Source organism: Opitutus sp. ER46, assembly GCF_003054705.1.
Classification (GTDB): domain Bacteria; phylum Verrucomicrobiota; class Verrucomicrobiia; order Opitutales; family Opitutaceae; genus ER46.
Genome location: NZ_QAYX01000022.1, coordinates 198,769 through 223,118, shown reverse-complemented (window position 1 = coordinate 223,118; position 24,350 = coordinate 198,769). Strand labels below are relative to the sequence as shown.

Below are 24,350 nucleotides of genomic sequence, written 5' to 3'. Positions count from 1 at the left end.
GTGGCGCGGGATCACAGCTCCCGCAGCTTGACGCCCATCTGGAGAAACTTCTCGCGCATGACATTTGGGTCCTGCGCCTTCTCGAGCGCCTCGTCGGGCGTGACGAGTTCGCGGTTCACGAGGCTCATCAGGTGCGTATCCATCGTGATCATGCCGAGGTTCGCGCCCGTCTGAATGTCGGACGAGATGCGGAAGGTCTTGTTTTCGCGGATCAGTGAACCGATCGACGTCGTGTTCACCATGATCTCGTAGCCAGCGATGCGGCCGCCGCCGACCTTCTTGCAGAGGACCTGGGAGATGACGGCGACGAGCGAGGACGCCAGCTGCGTGCGGATCATGTCCTTCATGTTCGCCGGGAACGCATCGACGATGCGGTCGACGGTCTTGGCCGCGCTGTTGGTGTGCAGCGTGCCGAACACGAGGTGACCGGTCTCGGCCGCGCTGATGGCGGCCTCAATCGTCTCGAGGTCGCGCATTTCACCGACGAGGATCACGTCGGGATCCTGACGAAGCGCGCGGCGGATGGCTTCGGAAAAGCTGGGGACGTCGACGTGGACCTCGCGTTGGGTGACCACGCAGCGCTTGTGGTTATGGTAGTACTCGATCGGGTCCTCGATCGTGATGATGTGCCCGTCGCGGTTCTCGTTGATGTAGTTTACCATCGACGCGAGCGTCGTGGATTTGCCGGAACCGGTCGGGCCGGTGACGAGGATGAGGCCGCGCGGACGGTACAGCAGCTCGCGGATCTTATCCGGCAGGCCGATATCGCGCAGGCCGAACATCTTGAACGGAATCTGGCGCAGGACCATGCCGTAGTTGCCCTTCGACTTCAGCACGGAGACGCGGAAGCGGGCCTTGTCGCCGAAGGCGAAGCCGAAGTCGGCGCCACCGTTGAGCTTCACCTGCGAGACGTGGCCGTCAGGGGTGATGGACAACATCAGCTTCTCGGTGTCGGTCGGGCTGAGCGCCGGACCGTCGATCGGCATCATGCTACCGCTGATACGAAGGGTTGGCGGCTGGCCGACCTGGAGGTGCAGGTCGGAACCGCCCTGGTCGACCATGAGGTCGAGCAGGTCATTCATTTCATAGCTCATGGGGCGGGACTCCTTCCGGATTACTTCGGCGCGAGGCTGAGAAGGAATTCGGCGTTGGACTTCGTTTTCTTAAGCCGCGTGATGAGCATTTCCATCGACTCGATCGGGCCGAGGCCCTGCATGGCGCGGCGCAGAGCGTAAATGCGCTGGAGCTCGTCGGGGTGGTAAATGAGCTCCTCTTTGCGGGTGCCGGAGCGATCGATGTTGATCGCGGGGAAGATCCGGCGCTCGACGAGGCCGCGGTCGAGGTGGAGCTCGCTGTTACCCGTGCCCTTGAATTCCTCGAAGATGATCTCGTCCATGCGGCTGCCGGTGTCGATCAGCGCGCTGGCGATGATCGTGAGGCTGCCGCCGCCCTCGATGTTGCGGGCGGAACCGAAGAAGCGCTTGGGCTTCTGCAGGGCGTTGGACTCGAGGCCGCCGGACATCGTCTTGCCCTGGTTGCCGGCGAGGGCGTTGTAGGCGCGGGCAAGGCGGGTGATGGAGTCGAGGAGGATGACGACGTGCTCGCCCTGCTCGATGCGCCGGCGCGCAATCTCGATGACCATCTCGGCGCAGTGCACGTGGCTCTCGGGCGTCTCGTCGAAGGTGGAGGAGACAACCTCGCCCTTGGTGTGGCGCCGGAAATCGGTGACCTCCTCGGGGCGCTCGTCGATCAGGAGGAGGATCAGCTTAACCTCGGGGCTGTTGGCCGAGATCGAGTTGGCGATGTTCTGCAGGAGGATGGTCTTGCCCGTGCGCGGTGGGGCGACGATGAGCCCGCGCTGGCCGAAGCCGATGGGCGTTAGGATGTCGACCGCACGCATGGACATGTCCTTGGGGTGCACCGTCGGCTCCTCGAGGAGGATGCGCTTGAGCGGGTAGTAGGGGACCAGTTCCTCGAAAGGCGCGACCTTGGAGATGTCGTCGGGCTTGCCGCCCATGACGCTGTCGATGCGGACGACCGACGGGCAGCGTTCGCCCTCACCGGGGGCCTGCAGCGTGACCTCGACGCGATGACCGCGCTTGAGGCCGTAGCGGCGGACGAGGCTGTCGGGCAGGTACGCGTCCTCGGGATACAGCCGGTAATTGACGTGGTCGTGGACCAGGAAGGAGCCGCGGTCGTTCTGGTCGATGTAGCCGAGGTCGCGCAGCGGACGTTTCTGCTCGGCGACGAACTTAAAGACGTCGTTGAGCAGTTGGCGGCGATTGGGCACGCCCTCGAACTTGACGCCGGTCTCGCGGGCAAACGCGGTGAGGTCGGCGAGGTTCTTGGCGTAGATCTGATTCAGCCAGAGTGGCTCGCCGGCGCCGGAGGAAACCTCGGCGGCGAGGGTATCCAGCGCGGCCAGATCGTTGAAACGGGCGGGATTGGGCAGATCGCCGATAACGGGGGCGGCGCTGGGCGGAGGGAGCTGCGGCGGGAACTGCTCGCGATTGCCGCCACCACCGCCACCGGGCTGCCACTGGCCGCCATGCCGGCCACGCTTGCGCTTGCCGTGCTTCCAGAAGCCGCGGTCGCCCTGTTGGCCCTGTTGCCCTTGTTGGCCCTGCTGGTCGCCGCGAAAGCCTCGATCGTGATGGTGATGTCCACCGCCGTGGCCGGAAGGCTGGGGCCGGTTCTCCGGCGAAGGCGCCGCGGGCTGGGCCGGGCGCTGCTCGCTGGGAGCAGCGATTGTCGGCTCCGAGGGACGATCAAAGGAGGCCGGCGCCGGGGCAGCCGACGGGGCAGGGGCCTCGGCGCGCGGTTCGGGCGTGAAGCTTGGGGCCGGGGAGGGAGAGGAAGGGGCGGCGGGAGCGGATTCGGTGGGGCGTTCGCGCGGCTCTGGGCGTTGGGCTTGCTCGGCGTGGGCACGTGGCTCGGGGGCCAGGGCCGGCTGCGCCTCGCTCATCGGGAGTTCCGACTGTTCGGGCGCGCGGCTGCTGCTCTTCCGGACCTTTTCGGTCTTCTCTGCGCGAGGCTTGCGCGCTCGCACCGTGCGCGGACGGCGCGTCTTCTTGGGCTCAGCGTCAGAGCGGGACGATTTTGAATCTTCAGATTTCGGAGGAAGGGCCATGTCGGGATGTCGGGAGGGGAGGAAACGCAGGCACCAAGGCGTCAGTGGAAAGCCAGTGCCGAAGTTTCAAGCGGCCGCGAGTGCGAGGGCCAAGCGATCGATCTCGGCTTGGAGGAACTCGGTCGAGCCCTCGTTCCACAAGACGATATCGGAATACTCGATCTTTTGCGCCAGTGGCAGTTGCTTGGAAATTCTCTGCCCGGCGAGCGCCCGCGGAACCCCGCGTTGCTCCAGTCGGACAAGTTGCTGGGCTGGAGAACAGGCCACGCACACGGTGAAATCAAACCAATTCTCCAGGCGCTTTTCGAAGAGCAGCGGCACCTCTACGATCCAGCGGGCGTCGGGGGCCTCGGCAAAAGCGGCACGCCACAACGCAAATACCGCAGGGTGAGTAAGTTCCTCCAACCAGCGCAGCTCGGCCTCACGCTCGAAGACGCACCGCGCGAGCGCGAGACGGTCGACCTCTCCACTAGGCGTAAGTACTTGATCTCCAAAGCGCGCGCGCAACGCGGCAATCACAGCCGGATCGCGCAGCACGTGGTTGCGAACCAGCTCGTCCGAATCGAGCCGTCGAAACCCGCGCTGCTCGAGCAGCCGAGCTACAGTGGATTTACCACATCCCATTCCGCCGGTGATACCCGCGATCATCGTGCCATTGGTTGAAGAGGGCAGCTTTGGGCTTGCCGGTGGATTCCGCAAATTCTTAATCAGCATCAGTTCCGCGAGCCGATTCTGGCTCGAGGAGCGATTCCTCCAGCGCCGGCCATGCCCACTTCGGTTGATACCAAGAACGCCTCCGCTGTGAGCCGCGCCGTGGAGGCAGCCTTCGCGAAAATGTACTCCGGGGCGGGTTTGACGCTGGTGCCCGCGGTGTTCCGAGAGGTCGAACGCCTCTTTGCGGGGGGCCACCCCGATTTCCGCGCCATTGATCTTCGCTACCACGACCTCGAACACACGCTGCAGGCGACGCTCTGCGTAGTCGATATCCTGGCCGGCCGCCATAGGGCGGCCGTTCAGCCCCCGATCAGCGCGCGGCAATTCGAGCTGGCGGTGGTGGCGGTGCTTCTGCACGACGCCGGCTACGTGAAGCAGCGTTCGGACGCGGCCGGCACCGGAGCAAAATACACCTACTGCCATGTGCTCCGCAGCGCGGCGTTCGCGGCTTCGTACCTGCCCACGCTCGGCGTGGATGACCTGGAGCTCGAAGGCGTGCTCAACGCGATCAACTGCACCGGCCCCGCGGGGCAGGTGAGCCGCTTGTGCTTTGCCAATCCGCTCGAACGATTCATCGGCTGCGCGGTCGCCACCGGCGATTACCTCGGGCAGATGGCGGCACCGGACTATCCCGACGAATTGGAGATCCTGTTTCACGAGTTTGAGGAGTCGGATAACTTCGTGCGTGTGCCCCCGGAGCGGCGCGTCTTTCAGTCCGCGGCGGATCTCGCGGAGAAAACGCCGACGTTCTGGCGGGACGTGGTGCGCCCCAAACTCGAGAGCGAGTTCGATGCCGTGTACCGCTTCTTGGCGCAACCCTACCCAGACGGCCCCAATCGCTACCTCATCGCCATCGAGCGAAATCTGGCGGTGATTCGCCAGCGATCGCTAAGACCGGATAATTAGTCCTCGCCAATTCGGATTTACCTTTGGCTTTGACTTCGCCGGGCGCGCGCGTCGAGATGCCGCGCATGCTCGCCACCATCGCCTCGGCCGCCCTGCAGGGCATCGATGCCGAGCCCGTCGACGTGGAACTGAACGCCGCGGAGTCCGGAGAACCCCGCACCATCGTGGTCGGCCTGCCCGACACCGCGGTGAAGGAATCGGGCGACCGGGTATTTTCGGCGCTGGTGAACAGCGGCTTCCGGCTGCCGGGGCTGCGCACGACGATCAACCTGGCGCCGGCGCACGTGCGGAAAGAAGGGCCGTTCTACGATCTGCCCATCGCGCTGGCTTTCCTGTGCGCGACCGGCCAGCTGCAGGCGCCGCACGTCGGCGACTTTCTGATCGCGGGCGAACTCAGTCTCTCCGGCGCCGTTCGCCCCGTGCGCGGCGCCCTGGCGATCGCGCGTCTGGCCCGGTCTCTGGGCAAACGCGGCCTGGTCCTGCCTGGATTGTCCGCCGAGGAGGCCGCGCTGGTGGATGGAATCGCCGTGTACCGCGTCGAGTCACTCGACGGCGCGGTGCGTTTTCTTAGCGGCGAGCGGCCGCTCGAGCCCCTCGCGCCGACCCGCCGCGTCGCGCGCTCTGCGGCCGACGTGGCGCGGAGCAGCGTCGACTTCTCCGAGATCAAGGGCCAGCGCGCGGTGCGCCGGGCCATCGAGGTGGCCGTCGCGGGTTCGCACAATATCCTCATGATCGGGCCGCCCGGGTCTGGAAAATCGATGATCGCCAAGCGCATTCCGACGGTGATGCCCGCGCCGACGCTCGACGAATATCTCGAGATCCTGAGCATCCACTCGGCTGCCGGCCGCACGCTGACGGGAGAACTAGCCCCGGACGTCAGGCCATTCCGTTCGCCGCACCATACGGTCTCCGATGTCGCGCTGCTGGGAGGCGGCACCATCCCGGGGCCCGGCGAGATCTCGCTCGCGCACAACGGCGTGCTCTTCCTTGACGAGTTGCCCGAGTTCAAGCGCTCGGCCCTGGAGGTTCTGCGTCAGCCCCTGGAAGACGGGGACGTGACGATATCCCGCAGCGCCGGCAAGGTGACGCTGCCCTGTGCTTTCATGCTCGTGGCGGCGATGAATCCGTGCCCCTGCGGCCACCTCGGGAGCCAGCAGCACGAGTGCCGGTGTTCGCCGGGGCAGATCCAAAAGTACCGCAACCGGATCAGTGGGCCGCTGCTGGACCGGATCGACATCCACGTCGAGGCGCCCGCTCTCTCGCTCACCGAACTCCGCAGCACGGAACTCGGCGAGCCCTCGGCGGCAATGCGCGAACGCGTGCACAGCGCGCGCCGCCGCCAGCACGAACGTTTCGGCGGGTCGCGCATCACGGCGAACGCGCGCATGTCCCAGGCCCAGATCCGCAAACACTGCGCGATCGATGCCCGGCTCGGCGATCTGCTGCAGCATGCGATGGAGCAACTGCGGCTCTCCGCGCGCGCGTACGACCGGATTCTCAAGGTCGCCCGGACGATCGCCGACCTCGCCGGCGCCGAGCGCATCGATGCGCCACACCTCCTGGAGGCGATCCAGTACCGCAGCCTCGACCGCAACCTCTTCTATTCCCCATGAAACGTCTCACTGCCTTCGTTCTTACCCTCACACTCCTCCTCGCCGCCGGCTGCGCCCGGCGCGATCCGCTGCTCTGCGCCCGCTACACCGACCTCTCGCCCACACAGTATCGCTTTGAACAGGGCGTGTTCGATGCCGGCAAATTCGTGCCGAACGTCGTCTATGCGTTCAATTACAGCTCTGGCACGGCGACGCGGGACCAGGTTTCGCCGGTCTCCGGCAAACTCGTGCAGCCCACGATGCTCGCGCTGGCCGGGGACACTGCCGGAGTCCGCCGTTCTGCCGAAACCTACACGATCGGCGCCCAGGTTTACGTGGTCATCGATCCGAAGTAGCCTGGCGACCGGACTGGTCAGGAACCGAAATCGAAGTTCATCGTGACACCGCCGTCCGGCTCCGGCGTCAGCCGCAGCCGACGCAAGACGCGGGCGTCGTCGAGTGCCTCAACGTAGCGCTTCAACCGCCGCGGATCGGCCGGAGCCTCGCCGCCATGCTCCATCGCGTACTCCAGTTGCGCCAGCACGGGCCGGAGGGCATCGGCGATCGTGCTTGAGGCCGGGAGGAGTGCCCGGATGTCGGCCATCGATCGCGGCGCCCGGCCGGCGTTGGCTGCGATGTATTGCTGAACTGCGGCTCGGACCTGCGGGCCAATTTCCTCGAACTGCTTCTCCGAGAACAGTCCCTCCAGCATCGGCATGAGTCGCTGGGCGGAGCCAAGGACCTGCTGCTGCTGAGCTTCAAGCAGGCCGTGCAACCGGTCAGTTCCCAGCCCACCGAAGAGCGCATAGGCATCATCCGAAGTGTCGGGCCGCAGTTTCGCGTTCGCACTCCAGCCACCCGGCGTGAGCCTGATGGAAATGGCGCCGAAGGTTCCCTCGATGGCTTGGTGCGGCACGGCGCCCTCCTGGGCGGCGTTCGTCAGCCGGTACGAAGCCAGCATCTCCGCCGTGACATTGCCAGGCAGCAGTGGGATCAGCTCCCGCATGTCGGTCGGCCACGTATTGCCGGGAGTCGCAACGTAGCGTGCCAACGCATCCTGGATCTTCTCGGCAACGCGCAGCCGCGCGAGGTAGCGCAGCGCGGCGAGCACCCGGCCCATGTCGGCAGGCGAGGTTTCGGCCGCGCGGACCGCCGCCTCGACCCAGTCTTTGAGCTGGAGGTGCGCGAGCTCCGGCACCTGCATTCCCGGAGTCCGCGCCATTGCGTCCTGCAGGCCCTTGATCCGCGCGCGCCAGATCTTCGCTGGCGCGGGGCCATAGCGCTCGTCGATGGCCATCTGTGCCGCGACGACGTCCCATCTGTCTTCGGCTGCACGTTCCGCCGCCTGCTGCCCGGCGACGCGCGTCGTCGCGACCGCCACCGCGCGCCGCAACGTCGCCACCCGCGCCTCCGTTCGGGCGATCTCCCGTGACTGCATCGCGGTCACGCGCCAGTCGATCACCGCTCCGACCAGGGCGGACGCCAGCAGCAAACCAATCCAACGACGACGAATCATGGCGATCAGTGGTTGGTGAGCAGCTTGCCGAGAGTCTCAGCAGCGAAGTCGCTGGCGGGCTTCTTCAAGAACGCCTCCTGGGCGCGCGGCGAGAGCGGTTGGGTGAAGAATGGCAGCAAATCCGCCGGCGACTGGGGCAGCCGGTCGGCATGTGCCGCGGCGAACGCTTCCACGGCCCGACGGAAATCCGCCTTCGGCACGTCCGTCGCCTCCAGCATCTCAAATCCGAGGCGGCCAATCCCGAGCTGGGTGCCATACGCTTCATCGACGACGGTATGCTCGAGGATCAGCCGCTCGTCCGGGTCGAATTGGTGCACGTTGCCCTGCGCCCCCATCACGTACCGCGCCAGAATGTCCGGGTCGAGGGTGGGCTGCAGGTAGGACGAAAGGGAGGAAATCGCCGCGGGCAGCAGGCCGTCGTGCTCATCGAGATAGGCTACGAGGGCGCCCTGCAATCGCCTCCCGGCAATCTGGCGGGCGGTGTTTCTCACCGTGCCCAGCAGAGTCCGCCGTTCCTGGTCGGTGTCGAATTTCGCATCGCGGGCCAGTTCGAACCAGTCGCGCTCCGTGAGGAGCCGAAATTCCGGGACCGACCATTGCGGCGACTCCGCCGCGAGTCGCTTGAGCTGGGTGACCCGCGCAAACCAGGCAGCGACCTCGGTATCCAGTTCGTTCGCCGGATCCTCCCGACGCCGCTGTTCCAGCCGGGCCTCGATATCGGCGGTTCGCTGCTCCGCGCTCTTGGCCTGGCGGCCGAGTTCCTGGAGGTGTTGTCCGAGGGCGCACTCCTCCCGCCTCAGGGCGTCGATCTGGGCGGCGTGTTGGCCGTGACGGTGAAGTTCGACGACCGTTCCGCCGATGATGGCGGCGCTGAGCGCCCCCACCGCGAGCTTCCGGCCCAGGGCGCCCGCCAGCCAGCCCGAGATCGAAGCCCCGACAACGGGCGGAGTGGCGGCGCCGATCGCCGCGGCCAGGCCCACGGGAGCGGTCTGCACGGCCCGGGCGGACATTTCGGCCGCGATGCCCGCCGCGGTGATGGTGACGCCGCGCGCCAGGAAGTAGCCGCGGAGCTTTTCGAGGGCCCGGCCGACCCGCTTCTGCGCGGCATCGTCGGAGAGTCCCATGGCGTTCCCGACCTCGCGCAGGCCGCGATTCTGAAAATAGCGCAACACGACCGCGGTGCGGTCCTTTTCCCCGAGGCTCGCGATGGCCGCGTCGAGCAGGGGTGCCACGTGCGACCAGTCGGTCCCCGGCTCGTTCATGGCAAGAATACCGGCCGCCCGCTGTTCGCGGACGACCCGGCGCGCCTCCTGCCGGATATGGTCGATTGCGCGCCGGCGGGTAACGACGTGCAGCCACGGCGCGAGCGGCTGGCCGGGGCGAATGCGTGCGGCGTGGCGCGCCAGGTCCAGGAACACCAGTTGGGCAACCTCCCGCGCCGCGTGTTCCGCTCCCACCTGACGCCGGGCGGCTGAGTACACGAGGTCGACATGGCGCCGCACCAGTTCGGCAAACGCGCCCTGGGAATGCACACGCAGGTAGGCTTGGAGCAGCTCATGGTCGGTGGCGGCGGAATTCATCGGCTCTTCACCTCGTTATCGTCGGCCGAGGCGAAATCCGACGAAATTCTCCGGATGCGAATGGAGTGGTAGGCCAGAGCGACCCTCGAGCCGTACGGACCGAGTGGTTCCGGGGCGCCATTCTGGCCGTAACCAATCCCCATCACCGATATTGTGACATTCGCGTTACGGAAACCGATGCAATAGCTTCATCGGTTTTGGCAAACGTTGCAGCGGTCCGTCCATGGCTGGGCCGGGGAAATTTCGCTAAGGTCGCGCCATGCAGCCCCCTCAACCTCACGAGCATCCGGTCTTGGCCCCACGCGTGGGCGTGATCGGGACCGGCGGCCGGGCCACCATCGTCTTGCGGATTCTGCGGGAGTTGGCGCCGGAGATCACGATCACCGCGCTGTGCGATCCGTTCCCGGACGCGTTGGACGCATTTCGCCAGGCCGTCGCGCCGGTTGCGGTGACCTGCGGCACCGTGGACGAGCTGTGTGCTCGCGAGGACGTCGACTGGGTGTTCGTGAGTTCCTGGAACTGCCAGCATGCCGAGCATACATGCGCCGCGTTCAAGGCCGGCAAACATGTCTTTTGTGAGAAGCCACTCGCGCTCTCGATCGACGAAGCGCTCGCGATGTACGACACATGGCAGGCCAGTGGCCGCCAGTTCGTGTACGGCCTGGTCCTCCGCCACTCGCCCCTATACCAGAAGGCGCACACCCTGCTCGCCGAGGGTCACATCGGGAAACTGTTGTCGTTCGAGTTCAATGAGACGCTAGTCTTCAACCACGGCGGGTACATCCACGGAAACTGGCGTCGGCATCGGCGGTTCGCCGGGACGCACCTCATGGAGAAGTGCTGTCACGACCTCGATCTCGCGCTGTGGCTGACCAACGATCTCCCCGCCCGCGTGGCGAGCTTCGGCGGCTGCTCCTTCTTCCGCCCCGAGTTTGCCGGCGAGATCGACCGGATCGGCCCATCCCCGACGGGCCAGACCGCGTTCCGAACCATTCCCGACGCGCAGGGTATCAATCCCTTCAACTCCGACAAAACGATCGTCGACCACCAGGTCGCCATCCTCGAGTTCACACGCGGCGTGCGGGCGACCTTCCATACCCAGTGCGTCTCGGCGCTGCCGGAGCGCCGTTTCTACCTCCAGGGTTCAGAGGGCACGATGCGGCTCGATGCGTACAGCGGGCGGATCGAGTTGCGCCGCCTGGGCTGGAACGAGCCCGTGCGAGATTTTTCCCCGGCCCCCGGTGACTCTCATGCCGGCGGTGACCGGCCGATGACTTTGGAACTGGTCCAAATTATGCGGGGTGAACGCCGCCCGAGCGTCGGTTTCACCGAGGGGATCCGCGCCGTGGCGGCCGCACTCGCCGTCGACGCGGCGCTCGACACCGGCGCAGTAGTGGACGTCGCCCCGTACTGGTCTGCCGTCGCCCGCGCATTACCCGCAGTTCCACCCGCCTAGCTCACCTCGGCCTCTTCGTCAGCCTAGGCTTTACCACCGGACAATCCATCCGACCGCGCCCATGAAGACCATCCAGCTGTTGCCCTCATCCCTCTGCGTCACCCTCGCGGTGCTCGCCTGCGTCATATTCACCGCCCACGCCCACTGCCAGACTCCTGCTACCGGCATTGTTTCCGGGCGAGTCGAGCAGGCCTCCGCCCGGCTTTCGCTGGAACGGGCCCGCATCACCGTGGTGGGGACAAATCAGGAGGTTTTCACCGATGCCTTCGGTGAGTATCGGCTCACCGCGGTTCCGGCCGGAACTGCCACGCTGCAGGCGTTCTACACCGGGCACGTGGCGCAGACGAAGACCGTGCAGGTTACCGCCGGCGCGTCCACCGCGTGTGACTTCACGCTGGCGCGGCTGGATGCGCTGCCGACCGCGGGGGAGACGATCGTGCAGATCGAGCAGATGATCGTCGCCTCCGCCCGCGACACCAACGCCGACTCCATTGCCATCAACGAGCAGCGGTTCGCCCCGAACTCGAAGGCGGTGATCTCCACTGATGCCCTCGGGATCGTGGGAGAAAACAACATCGGCGAGTTCGTGAAGTTTCTGCCAGGCGTGGACGTGGTGAATGACCAGATGAACGCCATTGGCATCAGCCTGCGCGGCATGCCACAGGCCTACAGCGGCATATCGATTGATGGCGAAACGATGAACGTCGCCGGCAGCGCCGGGCCCAACCGGGCGACGTCGCTGCAGACGATCTCCCTCGTGAATGCGAGCCGCATCGAGATCACCAAGGTGCCCACCCCGGACATGCCGGCGTCCAGTCTGGGCGGCTCCTTGAATCTCGTGAGTCGGACCGCCTTTGAAGCCAGTCGGCCGGAACTGCGCTTCAAGGTCTTCGTGAACAAGAATTCTCACTACGGATCCTTTGGGAAGTCGCCGGCCGGCGGACGGGGCGACGATCAAAAAAAGGTCTACCATTCGCCGCTGGGTTTCGATTTTACCTACACTCTCCCGCTTTCGAAGAACTTCGGTTTCTCGATCAACGCGGTGAAGTTCGAGCAGTTTAACGTCGCGCAGCGGATCACGCGCACGTTCAGCACCACGACGTCCGCCAGCAACCCGCTCAAGGCGGGCCCCGCCAATCCATACCTGCTCACCGGCAGCTATGTCACGTTCCCGATCGCGGAACGGCGTTACAACCTCGGCATGCGGTTCGACTGGCGTCTCTCGCCCATCGACAAGCTCTCGCTCGTGCATTCAGGCAGCTACTTCATGCAGGACATCGAGGCTTTCACCTACACCGTGACGACCGGCACGAATCCGGTGGGGTGGGGCGCCGATTTCACGCATGGCCGCACCGGCTCGGGCCGGGTGACGGCCGCCAACCTCGCGCGCCACTACTGGGTGCGCAACAATGTGCTCCGCCTGAACTACAGCCATCTCGGTGCGACCTGGGACTTCGGTGCCGGCCTCGGCTACGGATTTTCCACCAAGATCTTCCGCGCGATATCGCATGGGCAGATGGAGACGGCCTCGACCGAGCTTGCGAACGTGACCGTCGATTTCGACGGCTACGACAGGTATCTCCCGGGCCGAATCACCGTGCGGAATGCCGCCGGCGCGGTGATCGATCCGTACGATTTCAGCAACTACACGTTCTTCGTGAACAGCCCCGGTGCCCAGACCCGCGATGCCAGCGCCACGATGAAGAGCGCGCGGGCCGACGCCACACGGAAGTTCTTTGGCGAGACCTACAAACTTTCGCTCAAGTTCGGCGCGGCGGTGAAAAAAGAGTACGCGGACTACCGGCAGAGTCAGCTTTACCTGCAGTACGTGGGGCCCGACGGGCGGGCCAACTCCGGCGACGAGGGCGTCGCGCGCGCTCCGATCAACCTGCAGAACGAAGCCATGATCGGCTTCGATGCGCCACGCGGGATGCAACTGACCCCATTCGCCAGCACGCGGCGCGCTTGGGAGATGTACGAGCAGCATCCGGGCGTCTATGCGTACCCGGTCGCAAACGAGCGGTCCGATATTCAGCTCGCGCTGACCAGCCCGTTCGAGGTCACCGAGCGGATCGACGCCGTCTACCTCATGGGGGACGTCTCGCTGCTCCAGAACCGGCTGCGCGTGGTGGGCGGTGTGCGCTATGAGCGCACCACGGACAACGGGCGCGGCGTGTTGCAGGACAACAACGCCAAGTACCAGCGAGACCCGGCGGGGAACCTGGTGTTGGACGCACAAAAGCGGCCCATCCTGATCACGACCGACACCCTCGAGCAGACCCGGCTCGTGTACCAGCGCCTGGCGGCACGTATGCACAAGACCTACGGCGCCGCGTATCCAAGTCTCAATGCCTCCTACTACGTTACTCCTGATACCGTGGCTCGCCTGGGCGTCGCTCGTACCCTCGGCCGGCCCGACTATACCAACCTGGTGGGCGCCGCGAACGTAACGCAGCTGGACTTCGATCCCGAGAGTGGATCCACCGGTTCGACGCTCGGCACCATCACGGCGAAAAATCCCGGCCTGAAGCCGTGGACGGCGGACAGCCTGGACCTGCAATTGGAACATTACACGAAGGGGGGCGGCCAGGTGTCGGTCGGCTTCTTCCGAAAACAGCTCACAAATTTCTTCGCGAACCAGAAGTTCCTGGCGACGGCAGACTATCTGGAGTCGATCAGCCTGAGCACCGATTACATCGGCTACGAAGTGACGGCGCCCCTGAATCTCACAGATCCGGTGCATGTCACGGGCTGGGAGTTCAATGTGAACCAGCCGTTCTCCGCGTTCCTGCCATTCGACGCGGCACGCTATTTTCGTGGTTTTGCGAATGCGACCCTGTTGCGCACCAAGGGGCCGGATATGGCGGACCTGCGGGGCTTCTCGCCGAAGAACATCAACTGGGGGTTCACCTTCAACCGCCGGCCCATCACATTCGTGGCAAAATGGTATCTGGTGGGCCAGAAGCGCCTCGCCCCCACCACGGCGACCGCCCGCGGCGTCGAAGGCTGGAACTATCAACTGGAGCGGTTCCGGATGGACGCATCGCTCGAGTATCAGGTTTCCCGCCACTTCTCCCTCTACGTCAGCGGTCGAAACATCTTCAACGACCGTGATCAGACCGAGTCCTATGGTCCGGGTAACCCGGAATACGTGCGGTTTGCCACCGAGGGTGAATACGGCGTGACGTACCAGTTTGGCATCCAAGGGAAGTTCTGAACTTCTGTTCGTGCGGGCCGGCCGTGGCCCGCACGGCACCCAACCCCATCCGCTCATGCCCCTCCATCTCGGCGGTCTTTCTCGCCGCCAATTTTTGGTCCGATCGATGCTCGCTGGCGGCGGGGTGCTCCTCGGAGCCGGGCGCTGCTTGGGAGAACGCCTGGCGACCGATCTGGACGCCTGGGTCTTGTTCTCGGACCCGCATATTGCCCACGACCCAGGCCACACGGCCCGCGGCATCAACATGGCCGAGCGTCTCGCCACGGCGGTACGTGAGGCGCTCGGGCGTTCCACGGCAGCGGCGGGGGTCATCGTCAATGGTGATCTGGCATTCAATACCGGAGAAACGGGGGACTACGGCACCTTTGCGCGCCTGATCGAGCCGCTACGTGCGACGGGACTGCCGGTGCACCTCGCGCTCGGCAACCACGATCACCGGGAGCGGTTTTGGGCGGCGATGCGGGAGGCCAAGAGCGGCGAGACCGTCCAGGAGACCCGGCAGGTCGCCGTGATCCGCGCGCCCCGGGCGAACTGGTTCGTGCTCGATACGCTCGACCGGACGATGTCGACGCCGGGACGGTTCGGGCCGGAACAGCTCGCGTGGTTCGCCCAGGCGCTCGACGCGAACGCCGATCGCCCCGCGATCGTCGTTGCCCATCACAACCCTGCGCTGGGCACGCTGAAGAGTTCGCTGCTCGACTCCGAGGCATTCTTCGCGGTGATGCGACCGCGACGGCACGTGAAAGCCTTCATCTTCGGCCATACTCACCGCTGGGGCGTGGGGCAGGATGAAAGCGGGCTGCACCTGATCAACCTTCCGACTACGGCGTACGTCTTCGACCCCGCCGCGGCCACAGGGTGGGTGTCGGCGCAGCTCAGCGACGAGGGGCTGCGGCTGCACCTGCATTGCCTCAACCCGGCCCACGCCGAGCATAATCGGCAGCTGGAGTTGGCGTGGCGAACCTGAGCCGCTGGCCGCTTTGCGCGCATGAGTCACTCCCTCGTCACCCTCGATTGGATCATCCTCGGCGTCTACTTTGCGGCCTGCTTTGTCGTCGGCCTGTACTACACGCGGCGCGCGTCCCGCAACACCGACGAGTTCTTTGTCGGCGGCCGCAGCATGGCGTGGTGGTTGATCGGCACGTCCATGGTGGCGACCACGTTCTCCGCCGACACGCCCCTGGCGGTCACCGGCCTCGTGGCGAAGCATGGCATTGCGGGCAACTGGTTGTGGTGGTGCCTCGTGCCGGCCGGCACGCTCTCCACCTATTTCTTCGCCCCCTTGTGGCGACGCGCGGAAGTGCTCACGGATATCGAGCTGAACGAGCTGCGCTTTTCGGGACCTGAAGGCCGGGTGCTGCGCGGCTTTCGCGCCGTGTACTCCGGCGTGATTGCCAACAGCGTGACCATGGGGTGGGTGATTCTCGCGATGGCCAAGATCTTCGCCGCGACGTTCGGTTGGCCGCACGTTACCTCCCTCTTCGTGTGCTGCGGCGTGACCCTCATCTACACGATGATGTCGGGCTACCTTGGCGTGGTGGCGACCGACTTTTTCCAGTTCATCCTGGCAATGGCGGGTTCAATCATCCTGGCCATCTACGCGGTGGATGCGGTCGGTGGAATCGACGCGCTCACAGTGCAGCTCGACCGCATCTATGGGGCGGACAAACAGCTGCTCGACTTCATTCCTGACTCCGATTCCGCGTGGATGCCGCTCTCCCTGTTCCTCGTGCATGTCGGCGTGCAGTGGTGGGCCTCCGGCAGCGTGGTAGGATCGGGGTATTTGGCCCAGCGCATGGCGTCCTGCAAAAACGAGAAGGAATCCATCTACGCGACGCTTCTTTACACCGTGGCGCATTACACGCTGCGCAGCTGGCCCTGGATCCTGGTCGCCCTGGCCTCGATGGTGGTTTACCCGCATCTCGCGGATGCGGAGAGCGGCTATCCGCGGCTGATTTTCGACACCCTGCCGGCGGGGTTCCGTGGGCTGCTGGTGACGAGTTTCCTGGCTGCCTTCATGTCGACGCTGACCACGCACCTCAACTGGGGATCTTCATATCTGGTCAACGATCTGTACCGCCGCTTCATTCGGCGGGATGCGCCGATGCCGCATTATGTCTGCATGGCGCGGGCATTCACTGTGTTCCTCATGCTCACGGGGTCGCTCGCGAGCCTGCTGATGCAGGAAATCTCTGGGGTATGGAGATTCCTGATCGCGCTGGAGGGAGGAATCGGGCTGCTGTTTATCGCGAAGTGGTACTGGTGGCGGGTAAACCCCTGGAGCGAGATCAGCTGCATGCTGGCTTCGATCACCGCCTCGGTCGTGATCCGGTACACCACTGATTGGGGATTCGGTCGGAGCCTCGTGGTGAGCGTCGGCATTGCCACCGTGACGTGGATCGCCGTGACGTTCCTAACCAAGCCATCGCAGGAGAAGACGTTGCTCGCCTTCTATGCCAAGACGCGTCCGGGTTACCTGCTGTGGAAGCCGATCGCGGACAAGTTGGGAATCGGCCCGAAGGAGAGCGATTTTCGAGCACGCTTGGTGGCGTGGATGGCTAGCACGGCGATGATCTACCTCATGCTCTTCGGCGTGGGAAAACTGATCTTCGGCCACCAGGTCGTCGCCAGCCTCTGTCTGCTCGGTGCGATCGCGACGGGCGCCGTGGTTGTACTTTGCACTCGGCGCCTGCAGGACCGTTCGAGCGGGGCCGCGTGACGACCATGCGTCACTTCGTGGGCGGCGAGGGTGGGGCGCACGCGCGTGCGCTTTCCGACGTCCAGGGATCACCGGGAGTCCGCCTTGCGAAACTGGGACGGAGGCAAGCCGATCACATGTTTGAAGGCGCGGCTGAATGCGTAAATATCGTTAAAGCCAAGTCGCTCAGCGACCGCCTTCACCGGAATGCGCTCTTCCCGCAGAATCAGGGCGGCGGCGCGCACGCGGCTCTGCCGCAGATAACGCCCGAGGCTGATCCCGGCCTCGGCCCGAAAGCGCGCCCGCAGGTGACTCTCGCAGGTGCCGAGCCGGCGCGCCAACTCCACGACCCGCAACGGTCCGGGCGCCGACTGCCGCAACTGCCGTTGCACGGCATCCAGCAGTCGGACGGCAGCGGGAGGGGCTGGAGCCGCCGCGGGCACCGCAGACTCGGTGCTATAGATGCTCATCAGGAGGTCCATGAGGTGCGCGGCGAGGAGGGTGCCTCCGTGGCTCGGCCCTCGACGCCAGAGCGCCATGAGGCCCTCGAGCGAAGCCAGAGCGTCGTGCTCCAGCGTTCGCACGCGGCGCCAGCAAGTCGACTGGGCGGTGTGCGCCGGCCATTCAAATGTCACGAAGAGCCAGCGAATCGCCGGCGCCGCCAGCTTGGGATAGTCGTGCAGATGCAGCGGCGGGATCAGCAGGGCTTGGCCGGGGCGGAGTTCGCATATCTGGCGGTCAATCCGCACGGTCCCGCGGCCCGCGAGCGCGACCAGCAGAACCCATCGATGATGGAAGTCTGCGTCGGTGTGAGGCGAGAGATTGCCGGCGGCGCTCCGCAGAAAGACCAGAACATTGTCCGGCAACTCGCTCGGCCAACGACGGCGCCCATGGTAGTAGTTGCGCGGAATCTCCAGCGCCTCCGCCGCGGCGGTGATGAGTTGCATCAGCTCACGCTTGGTTGCCATCGGGGCGGCGAATCTTTCGCGTCCCGCCAGCGTGGTCAAGGGGCGTCGCCGGCTGTCACACGGTTGTCGCGCACCCAGCGGTCCGCCGCAATGTTCACGCCGGGCCGCGAGCAGCGGCCACTGGCCACCGTCCTGCACCCAAAAACACCCTGACCCTCTATGCGTTCCTTCTACCTTGTTCTGCTTTGCCTGGCTGCACTGGGCTCGGCGCGGGCCTTCGCCGCGCCGGCGACGATCCGCGTGCTCACCTACAACATCCATCACGGTGAAGGACTCGACCATGCCGTCGATCTGCCCCGTATCGCCGAGATCATCCGGACCACCGGCGCGGACGTAGTCGCGCTTCAGGAGGTAGACCGGGGCGTGCGGCGCACCGCCGGTCGCGACTTGTCGGCAGAGCTGGCGGCGTTGACCGGGATGAAGGTCGCCTTCGGTCCCAACCTTGCGTTCCAGGGGGGCGACTACGGCAACGCGGTGCTCAGCCGCTTTCCGATTCGCGCCCAGCGGAACACGCGTTTTGCGCATGCCAGTGCCGGCGAGCCCCGGGGCGTTCTGCAGGTGGAACTCGAGGTGCAGGGTCGGAGAGTCCTGTTTCTTTCCACGCACCTTGACGTGGCAGACAATGATGCCGAGCGCGTCCGAGCGGTTGCGGAGTTGCGCCGCATCGTCACGGCGGAGCCAGGGCTCCCTGTCGTCTTGGGTGGCGATTTCAATGACGTCCCAGCCAGTCGTACTCACGGGGCGCTAAGCACCTTTCTCAGCGACGTCTGGCCGCAAGTAGGGACCGGGCCCGGGTACACCTTCCCAACCTCGAAGCCGGTCCGGCGGATCGACTCCATCTGGATCACCGCGCCGACGCTTGGGGCCGTTTCTGCGCAAGTTGTCGCGGCTCCCGTCGCGTCGGATCACCTTCCGTTGCTGGCAGAGATTCGTTTCCGCTGAGGGGACATGGCGCACGCCGGAATGGCAACCGGCAGCAGGAACGACGAACGCCGACGCGCGCCAGGAGGGCGGGGGGGGGCGCCTCCACTCGTTTAGCCACTGAAGATCGGGGCACCTCATTCGGTCCCACCGCCGCCCAGAAATGCCAGTGGGCGTCGCACATTGGCAGCGCCGAGCCGTAATCCCCTGAACTCAGGTTGCCAAAGCGGAGGAGGCGTGATGGGGAGGACTGCCTTCAGGCGCTGTCCGCGGGCTCGAGCGGGTGGCGGGCGATGAGCCATTCCTCGACCGGCTGTCCGCCGAGCAGGTGCTCGCGCACGATCCGTTCGCAACGGTTCGGCGTCACGCCGGCGTACCAGGTGCCTTCGGGATAAACGACGAGAATGGGGCCGCCCCGGCACACGCGCAGGCACTCCGCCTTGGTGCGGAGCGCCGGGACGTTCAATTCCTTGATCAGGCGTTTCAGCGTATCCCAAACCTGCTGGCTTTCTTCACGATGACAGCAATTCGGACCCAGGCAGAGGAAGGCATGGCGCTGCGCCTGGGGCACACCGGTCTTCGCGAGAATCGTGGCCAATGACTCTGGAGAGGTATCCATCTCGGTGCCGCAGCCTAGCGGTCCCACGCGCAACGCCAAGCGGTCAATCCGGTTGGCCTAGCCGCCGCGAGCTTCCCGCCGGTGCGCGCATGGAAACGTCGCTGACGCGCCAACGACCAGTGGGTCTGCTGCGGCAAGAGGTGTCGCCGGGCGAGCGGCGCTCAGCTTTCCATCGCGGCTTTGAGCAACTTGAACTGTTCCTGGACCCCCGCCGCCATGGCCGCGAGCTTGTTGCTCTCGCCCTGATTTGCCGCCCTTTCCAGAGCGAGCGCCTGGGCGCGCAGGGCCTCACCGCTTACGTTGCTGGCGGCACCGGCAATCCGGTGCGCCATCGCTGCCACCTTTTTCGCGTCACCCACCGCGACTGCCATCGTCAGTTGCGCGACCTCCGATGGCGTGTCCTCAAGGAAGGTCACCTGGATCGATTCCATCATCGCTCGATCGTTGAGCATGCGGGCCAGAAATGCGGCGCGATCGAAGATCGCCGCCGCACTCGCGCCGCGGCCTGGTGCGCCCGGGAGCGGCCGAATGCGGGCGGCCGCCGGCGCTTCGAGCGGGATCCGCGGTGCGGGCATCGCCGGCGCCGGCATGCGGGGTGCCGGGACCGTCGCGACGACCTCGGGGTGAATTGGGGGCGCCGCCTCGATTCGCGGGCTCGGCAGCCAGCGCGACAGCACCTGGGCGAGGGCCTGGGGTGTCACTGGCTTCGTGACGAAATCATTCATCCCGGCGGCGAGGCACTCCTCGCGGTCGCGGCCCATCGCGTGCGCGGTCATGGCGATGACCGGGATGGCGTGATTGAGAACGCGCGACTCCGACGCTCGGATACAGCGCGTGGCAGTGAGCCCGTCCATCACGGGCATCTGTACGTCCATCAACACCAGGTCGTACGGTACGGTCGCCAGGATATCGACGGCCTCGGCGCCATTGGCGACGGAGTCGGCGGTGAGCCCCATCTTCTTGAGGATGCCAGTACCGACGAGCTGGTTGGTGATGTTATCGTCTGCCAGCAGGATCCGGGCGTGCCGGCTGAACAGGGGGAACACCGGCGCTCGGGGCGATGCCGCGGTCGGGCGGACAATGGCCCGGCCGGCGAGGCAAGCGCCCAAGGCGTCGTGGAGCTCGGTGACGCGCACAGGCTTGGTCAGGGACGCATTGAACTTCACTTCCGCAATGCGCGAGGCGTCGGCGGGTGCGAGCAGCGACGGCATCAGTATGAGCAGAGTGTCACGCAAGTCGGGACTTGAGCGGATGACGTGGCCCACCGCGCAGCCGTCCATGCCCGGCATCTGCAGGTCGACGATTGCCACACGATAGGGGGCCTTGTCGGCGACGGCGGTGTGGAGTTCGCGCAAGGCAATCGGGCCATCCGCGGCCTCCTCGGCGCGCATGCCCCAAGCCGTGAGCTGATGGCGCAGAATCTCACGATTGGTGGCATTGTCGTCGACGATCAGCACGCGCGTGCCGGCCAGCGGTTCCGCGGGGGGCAGCGGAACCAGTGGGGCGGGTTGCACGCCAAAGCGCGCGGTGAACCAGAACTCCGAGCCGCGGCCCGGTTCGCTGAAGACACCGATCTGCCCGCCCATGAGCTCGGCCAGTTGCTTGGAGATCGCGAGCCCGAGCCCGGTGCCGCCGTATTTGCGCGTCGTCGAAGCATCGACCTGGCTGAACTTCGCGAAGAGCTGCTTGAGCTTGTTCGCCGGAATGCCAATCCCGGTGTCCCGCACACTGAAGCGCAGGGCGACGGTTCGTTCCTCGCGAGACTCCAGGGTGACGCGAACCGCCACTTCGCCCTTTTCGGTGAACTTGAGAGCGTTGCCGACGAGATTGGTGATCACCTGGCGCAGGCGGCCAGGGTCGCCGCGCAGCAGATGCGGCAGGTCGGGTGCGGCGCCGCACAGGAACTCGACGCCCTTTTCCCCGGCCCGCACGGCCATGATGCCGCTGAGATCGTCGAGCATCGCGCGCAGGTCGAAGTCCAGCGTTTCGAGTTCCATCTTGCCGGCCTCGATCTTCGAGAGGTCGAGAATGTCGTTGATGAGCTGCAGGAGCGTCTCGCCACTGGAGCGCACGGTCTCGGCGTACCGTCGCTGCAGGTCGTCGAGGCGGGTGTCGAGGAGCAGTCCGATCATCCCGATGACGCCATTCATCGGGGTGCGGATTTCATGGCTCATGTTCGCCAGGAACTCACTCTTCGCGAGGTTCGCCTGTTCCGCCCGCACGGTTGCGGCGGCCAGGTCTTCGTTGCGGGCCAGCAACTCCTGCTCGATGCGCTTTCGCGCGGAGATGTCCTGGTGCGTGCCGCTCATGAGGAGCGGGGCGCCGTCAGGTGTGCGCGTGGCAATGCAGCCGCGGTCGAGCACCCAGACCCAGTGGCCGTCCCGATGCCGCATGCGACACTCGCACTCATAATAGTCGAGCTGGCCGTTGAAGTGCCGGCGGAGCAGCGCTTCGCTGACCTTGTGGTCGTCGGGGTGCACGAAGCGGCCCCAGGTCTCGATGGAAACAGGCTCCAGCTCGGCGAGCGTGTGGCCGACAATCTGCGCCCAGCGCTCGTTGATGACGAGTTGACCGGTCTGCACATTCCACTCCCACGTGCCAACATTGGTGCCCTGGATGATGCTGGACAGTCGGAGCCGTTCCTCGCGCAGGGCCGCCAGTGCACGCTTTCGCTCCGTGATGTCGACCATCACGGCGAGGAAGTAGCGTTCGCCCTGGGTCGTGATGATTTCGCCGGAGAGCAGGCCGTCGCGGATGCTTCCGTCCTTGCCCCGGAGCTGCATTTCAAGGTCGCGGCAGCGCCCTTTGGTCATGAGGGCGTCCACCATGTCGCGCTCGGACTCTGGATTCGCGTACAGCCCGAGTTCGTTCGGCGAGCGTCCAATCACCTCGTCACTCGTGTAGCCCAGGTGCGTCAGGAACGCATCGTTGACGTCTACTAGCTTCCGTTCCGGCAGCCGGCTCAGGCTCATCAGGGCCGGGGCATTGCGGAAGAACTTCTCAAAGCGGACCTGCGCCTCCTGCTCCGCGGAAAGGTCCTTGCTCAGGTGGAACACGCAGTCGCGTCCGTTGGAGCGGCCGAGCCACGCGCGCGTCTCGACGGGGAGGTCTACGCCCGCGCGGGTCACCAGCGGGATCGTGCTGGTGACATGCTCCTCGCGCAGGATCGATGCCCACGTCGGCTCGGCGTCCGGACGTTGCGCCAAAGGATGGAGATCATGGACGCGCATTTGCGCGAACTCCTCGGCGGAATACCCGAGTCTCTCGCGTGCCGTGCGATTGGCGAAGGTGATTCTACCTTCGGGCGTGGCCACGAAGATGATGTCGTCGATCGTCTCGAAGAACGCGCGGAAATTGGCCTCGCTCTCGCGCAAGACCTCTTCCGCCTGGTGGTGCCGCGTGATGTCGCGACTCACACCGAGCACGCCAATCAGGCTGCCGTCGGCGCCCCAGTACGGAGTCTTGAGCGTGTCCACGAGCACCGTGTGCTTGTGGCGGTACGTGATCCACTCCTCGTTGTGATGCGGCTCGCGCGTCGCGAGCATCTCCTGGTCGAAAGCACGGAACGTGTCGGCGATCTCCTTGGGAAATAGTTCATAGTCAGTGCGGCCGATGATGGCCTCGCGCGGCTGGCCGACGAACTCGGCGAACGCCGGGTTGCAGCCCAGGTACACGCCTTTTGTGTCCTTGTAGAAAATGACGTCGGGGATCGAATCGAGGAGCGAGTTCAGGAGGCTGGTCTGATGCTTCAGCCGGGCTGTAAGTCGGTCTGCGATGCCCACGGCCTTCACCCGGGTGCCGATTAGGGAGCGCGCAAGGGCAAAGAGCAGGACGCTGATCGCGCTCCCACAGCCGGCCACGGCCCAGGCTTGCAGGTGTCCAAACGTCACGCTGGGGCCCCGCCGGTGCGAAAGCTCAAACAGCCACTCGCGCCCACCGATCGCCGCCACCTGGACGTGAGGCGAGTGTCCACGCGGCTCCGCTCGCGGCGGGCTGGAGGGATCGCTGTCGAACAGGTTTTGCTCGGCCCTCGGGTGCGAGCCATCAAAGACACGGAGGCGAAAATCGATCGACGGATGCTGCAAGATCCAGGCACCGAGCGCGCCGCGGACGAAATCGTTCATCCGAAATGGACTGAAGACCCAGCCGATGATCGCGGCACGCCGTTGTTCCACCGTCTTGATCGGAGCTCCCTTGCGGTACACTGGGACGTAGAGAACGGTGCCGATCTGGATATCGCCCTCGTGCTCGATCACCAACTTGACCGGCGCAGTGAGGATCGCGCGGTTCTCGTCGCGCGCCTGTTCCATGGCCGCGCGTCGAGCCGGGTTGGAAAATGGATCAAAGCCGAAGGCCCGGAGGTTTCGACCTTCGAACGGCTCGATGAAGATGATGGGGCAATACGCTTCCCGGGCTCCCATCGGAAAGACGCTGTAGTCAGTGAAGCCCTCGGTCCGGATGCGCGCCACGTGCGAGGCGAGGTCGGCGGCGGGAATGAGCAGCGCGTAACCGACGCCCTGGGTACCGGGCAGCTGCCGATCTAGTTCGAGTCGGTCCGCAAACATGCGCCACTCGTGCCGGGTGACCTCGTCAGAAGCGTCCAGCAGTGCCGCGGCACCGTTGAGGATTTGGGTATTGGCGAGGAGCCGGCCGCTGACGTTAAGGCGTATCTCGTCGATGATGTCGTCAAACTGCCGGCGCAAGTTTCGCTCGATCGCGTTCGACGTGAGAACGGCGGCAAAGGCGGTCAATGCGAGGCCGCCCACCAGGAGAGCCCAGGCGAGACGGAAACGAGGAGGAGCGGTGGGGCGCTCAGGCACGATTACCACGAGCATCGGCCCGCGAGTGCCCCGCAGTTAGCGGCGGAACTCGCGTCCAGGCCTACGGCTTATACGCACCGCGCTACGTAAGCACCCGACCGGCAATTTGTTGGCGATGACCGCCACTCCAGAGTGAAAGCCGGGCCCAAGGTGGTCCCGCAACGCCCCCCCGGGAGTCTTCTCGCGCCGGAGTTGGCCTGGCCGCTGCCGGCT

General features: G+C 65.5%; 16 protein-coding genes. 8 read left to right on the top strand and 8 right to left on the bottom strand.

Translation table 11 applies throughout. The annotated features are described in order from the left end of the window. Window positions 1-11 precede the first annotated feature (11 nt). The 3 genes from DB354_RS11370 to coaE all read right to left on the bottom strand — a co-directional run bounded on the left by DB354_RS11370 (window position 12) and on the right by coaE (window position 3,844). Window positions 12-1,094: a type IV pilus twitching motility protein PilT gene (locus tag DB354_RS11370; protein ID WP_107835746.1), complete on the bottom strand. Its 1,083-nt coding sequence runs from the start codon at window positions 1,092-1,094 to the stop codon at window positions 12-14. Between the two features lie 20 nt (window positions 1,095-1,114). Further along, a complete protein-coding gene (gene rho, locus DB354_RS11365) occupies window positions 1,115-2,965 on the bottom strand; it encodes a transcription termination factor Rho (protein WP_233256619.1) in 1,851 nt (616 codons plus the stop codon). A gap of 231 nt (window positions 2,966-3,196) precedes the next feature. Continuing rightward, window positions 3,197-3,844 (bottom strand): dephospho-CoA kinase, encoded by a 648-nt coding sequence (gene coaE / locus DB354_RS11360; RefSeq protein WP_233256618.1) that lies wholly within the window; start codon window positions 3,842-3,844, stop codon window positions 3,197-3,199. A gap of 51 nt (window positions 3,845-3,895) precedes the next feature. Here coaE and DB354_RS11355 point away from each other — a divergent pair, with 51 nt between their 5' ends. The 3 genes from DB354_RS11355 to DB354_RS11345 all read left to right on the top strand — a co-directional run bounded on the left by DB354_RS11355 (window position 3,896) and on the right by DB354_RS11345 (window position 6,698). Then, the gene (locus DB354_RS11355; RefSeq protein ID WP_107835744.1) at window positions 3,896-4,750 is read left to right on the top strand and encodes a hypothetical protein; all 855 of its coding nucleotides are present in this window, start codon (window positions 3,896-3,898) and stop codon (window positions 4,748-4,750) included. Between the two features lie 65 nt (window positions 4,751-4,815). Then, window positions 4,816-6,363, top strand: a complete 1,548-nt coding sequence (locus DB354_RS11350) for a YifB family Mg chelatase-like AAA ATPase (RefSeq protein ID WP_107836047.1) — start codon at window positions 4,816-4,818, stop codon at window positions 6,361-6,363. Continuing rightward, on the top strand, window positions 6,360-6,698 hold the full coding sequence (locus DB354_RS11345; RefSeq protein WP_107835743.1) for a hypothetical protein: 339 nt from the start codon (window positions 6,360-6,362) through the stop codon (window positions 6,696-6,698). The genes DB354_RS11350 and DB354_RS11345 overlap by 4 nt, the downstream gene beginning before the upstream one ends. A 17-nt stretch (window positions 6,699-6,715) precedes the next feature. On the opposite strand, the gene DB354_RS11340 is transcribed toward DB354_RS11345, so the two are convergent. Continuing rightward, on the bottom strand, window positions 6,716-7,858 hold the full coding sequence (locus tag DB354_RS11340) for a hypothetical protein (protein ID WP_146180199.1): 1,143 nt from the start codon (window positions 7,856-7,858) through the stop codon (window positions 6,716-6,718). Between the two features lie 5 nt (window positions 7,859-7,863). Further along, the gene (locus DB354_RS11335) at window positions 7,864-9,438 is read right to left on the bottom strand and encodes a sigma-70 family RNA polymerase sigma factor (RefSeq protein WP_107835741.1); all 1,575 of its coding nucleotides are present in this window, start codon (window positions 9,436-9,438) and stop codon (window positions 7,864-7,866) included. Window positions 9,439-9,697: 259 nt separating this feature from the next. Here DB354_RS11335 and DB354_RS11330 point away from each other — a divergent pair, with 259 nt between their 5' ends. The 4 genes from DB354_RS11330 (at window position 9,698) to DB354_RS11315 (ending at window position 16,830) form a co-directional block, all read left to right on the top strand. Then, the gene (locus DB354_RS11330) at window positions 9,698-10,894 is read left to right on the top strand and encodes a Gfo/Idh/MocA family oxidoreductase (protein ID WP_107835740.1); all 1,197 of its coding nucleotides are present in this window, start codon (window positions 9,698-9,700) and stop codon (window positions 10,892-10,894) included. 61 nt (window positions 10,895-10,955) lie between these two features. Continuing rightward, window positions 10,956-14,111, top strand: a complete 3,156-nt coding sequence (locus DB354_RS11325; RefSeq protein ID WP_107835739.1) for a TonB-dependent receptor — start codon at window positions 10,956-10,958, stop codon at window positions 14,109-14,111. 55 nt (window positions 14,112-14,166) lie between these two features. Next, complete coding sequence (locus DB354_RS11320; RefSeq protein ID WP_107835738.1) at window positions 14,167-15,078, top strand: metallophosphoesterase; 912 nt, start codon at window positions 14,167-14,169, stop codon at window positions 15,076-15,078. 21 nt (window positions 15,079-15,099) lie between these two features. Further along, window positions 15,100-16,830, top strand: coding sequence for a sodium:solute symporter family protein (locus tag DB354_RS11315; RefSeq protein WP_107835737.1), 1,731 nt, complete (start codon window positions 15,100-15,102; stop codon window positions 16,828-16,830). A 68-nt stretch (window positions 16,831-16,898) separates the two neighbouring features. On the opposite strand, the gene DB354_RS11310 is transcribed toward DB354_RS11315, so the two are convergent. Beyond that, window positions 16,899-17,777, bottom strand: coding sequence for an AraC family transcriptional regulator (locus DB354_RS11310; RefSeq protein ID WP_158277492.1), 879 nt, complete (start codon window positions 17,775-17,777; stop codon window positions 16,899-16,901). A 159-nt stretch (window positions 17,778-17,936) separates the two neighbouring features. Between DB354_RS11310 and DB354_RS11305 the strand changes: the two genes are divergently transcribed. After that, the gene (locus DB354_RS11305) at window positions 17,937-18,719 is read left to right on the top strand and encodes an endonuclease/exonuclease/phosphatase family protein (protein ID WP_107836046.1); all 783 of its coding nucleotides are present in this window, start codon (window positions 17,937-17,939) and stop codon (window positions 18,717-18,719) included. Window positions 18,720-18,954: 235 nt separating this feature from the next. On the opposite strand, the gene DB354_RS11300 is transcribed toward DB354_RS11305, so the two are convergent. Both DB354_RS11300 and DB354_RS11295 read right to left on the bottom strand, forming a co-directional pair. Beyond that, a complete protein-coding gene (locus DB354_RS11300) occupies window positions 18,955-19,317 on the bottom strand; it encodes a ferredoxin (protein WP_107835735.1) in 363 nt (120 codons plus the stop codon). Between the two features lie 161 nt (window positions 19,318-19,478). Further along, a complete protein-coding gene (locus DB354_RS11295) occupies window positions 19,479-24,137 on the bottom strand; it encodes a PAS domain S-box protein (RefSeq protein ID WP_158277491.1) in 4,659 nt (1,552 codons plus the stop codon). Window positions 24,138-24,350: the final 213 nt, after the last annotated feature.

What these genes read in the sequence shown, in the direction of transcription:
- coaE (WP_233256618.1), bottom strand. Translation starts at nt 3,844, where the DNA reads ATGCTGATTAAGAATTTGCGGAATCCACCGGCAAGCCCAAAGCTGCCC.
- DB354_RS11340 (WP_146180199.1), bottom strand. Translation starts at nt 7,858, where the DNA reads ATGATTCGTCGTCGTTGGATTGGTTTGCTGCTGGCGTCCGCCCTGGTC.
- DB354_RS11300 (WP_107835735.1), bottom strand. Translation starts at nt 19,317, where the DNA reads ATGGATACCTCTCCAGAGTCATTGGCCACGATTCTCGCGAAGACCGGT.
- rho (WP_233256619.1), bottom strand. Translation starts at nt 2,965, where the DNA reads ATGAGCGAGGCGCAGCCGGCCCTGGCCCCCGAGCCACGTGCCCACGCC.
- DB354_RS11355 (WP_107835744.1), top strand. Translation starts at nt 3,896, where the DNA reads ATGCCCACTTCGGTTGATACCAAGAACGCCTCCGCTGTGAGCCGCGCC.
- DB354_RS11350 (WP_107836047.1), top strand. Translation starts at nt 4,816, where the DNA reads ATGCTCGCCACCATCGCCTCGGCCGCCCTGCAGGGCATCGATGCCGAG.
- DB354_RS11320 (WP_107835738.1), top strand. Translation starts at nt 14,167, where the DNA reads ATGCCCCTCCATCTCGGCGGTCTTTCTCGCCGCCAATTTTTGGTCCGA.
- DB354_RS11325 (WP_107835739.1), top strand. Translation starts at nt 10,956, where the DNA reads ATGAAGACCATCCAGCTGTTGCCCTCATCCCTCTGCGTCACCCTCGCG.
- DB354_RS11335 (WP_107835741.1), bottom strand. Translation starts at nt 9,438, where the DNA reads ATGAATTCCGCCGCCACCGACCATGAGCTGCTCCAAGCCTACCTGCGT.
- DB354_RS11315 (WP_107835737.1), top strand. Translation starts at nt 15,100, where the DNA reads ATGAGTCACTCCCTCGTCACCCTCGATTGGATCATCCTCGGCGTCTAC.
- DB354_RS11345 (WP_107835743.1), top strand. Translation starts at nt 6,360, where the DNA reads ATGAAACGTCTCACTGCCTTCGTTCTTACCCTCACACTCCTCCTCGCC.
- DB354_RS11330 (WP_107835740.1), top strand. Translation starts at nt 9,698, where the DNA reads ATGCAGCCCCCTCAACCTCACGAGCATCCGGTCTTGGCCCCACGCGTG.
- DB354_RS11310 (WP_158277492.1), bottom strand. Translation starts at nt 17,777, where the DNA reads ATGGCAACCAAGCGTGAGCTGATGCAACTCATCACCGCCGCGGCGGAG.
- DB354_RS11305 (WP_107836046.1), top strand. Translation starts at nt 17,937, where the DNA reads ATGCGTTCCTTCTACCTTGTTCTGCTTTGCCTGGCTGCACTGGGCTCG.
- DB354_RS11370 (WP_107835746.1), bottom strand. Translation starts at nt 1,094, where the DNA reads ATGAGCTATGAAATGAATGACCTGCTCGACCTCATGGTCGACCAGGGC.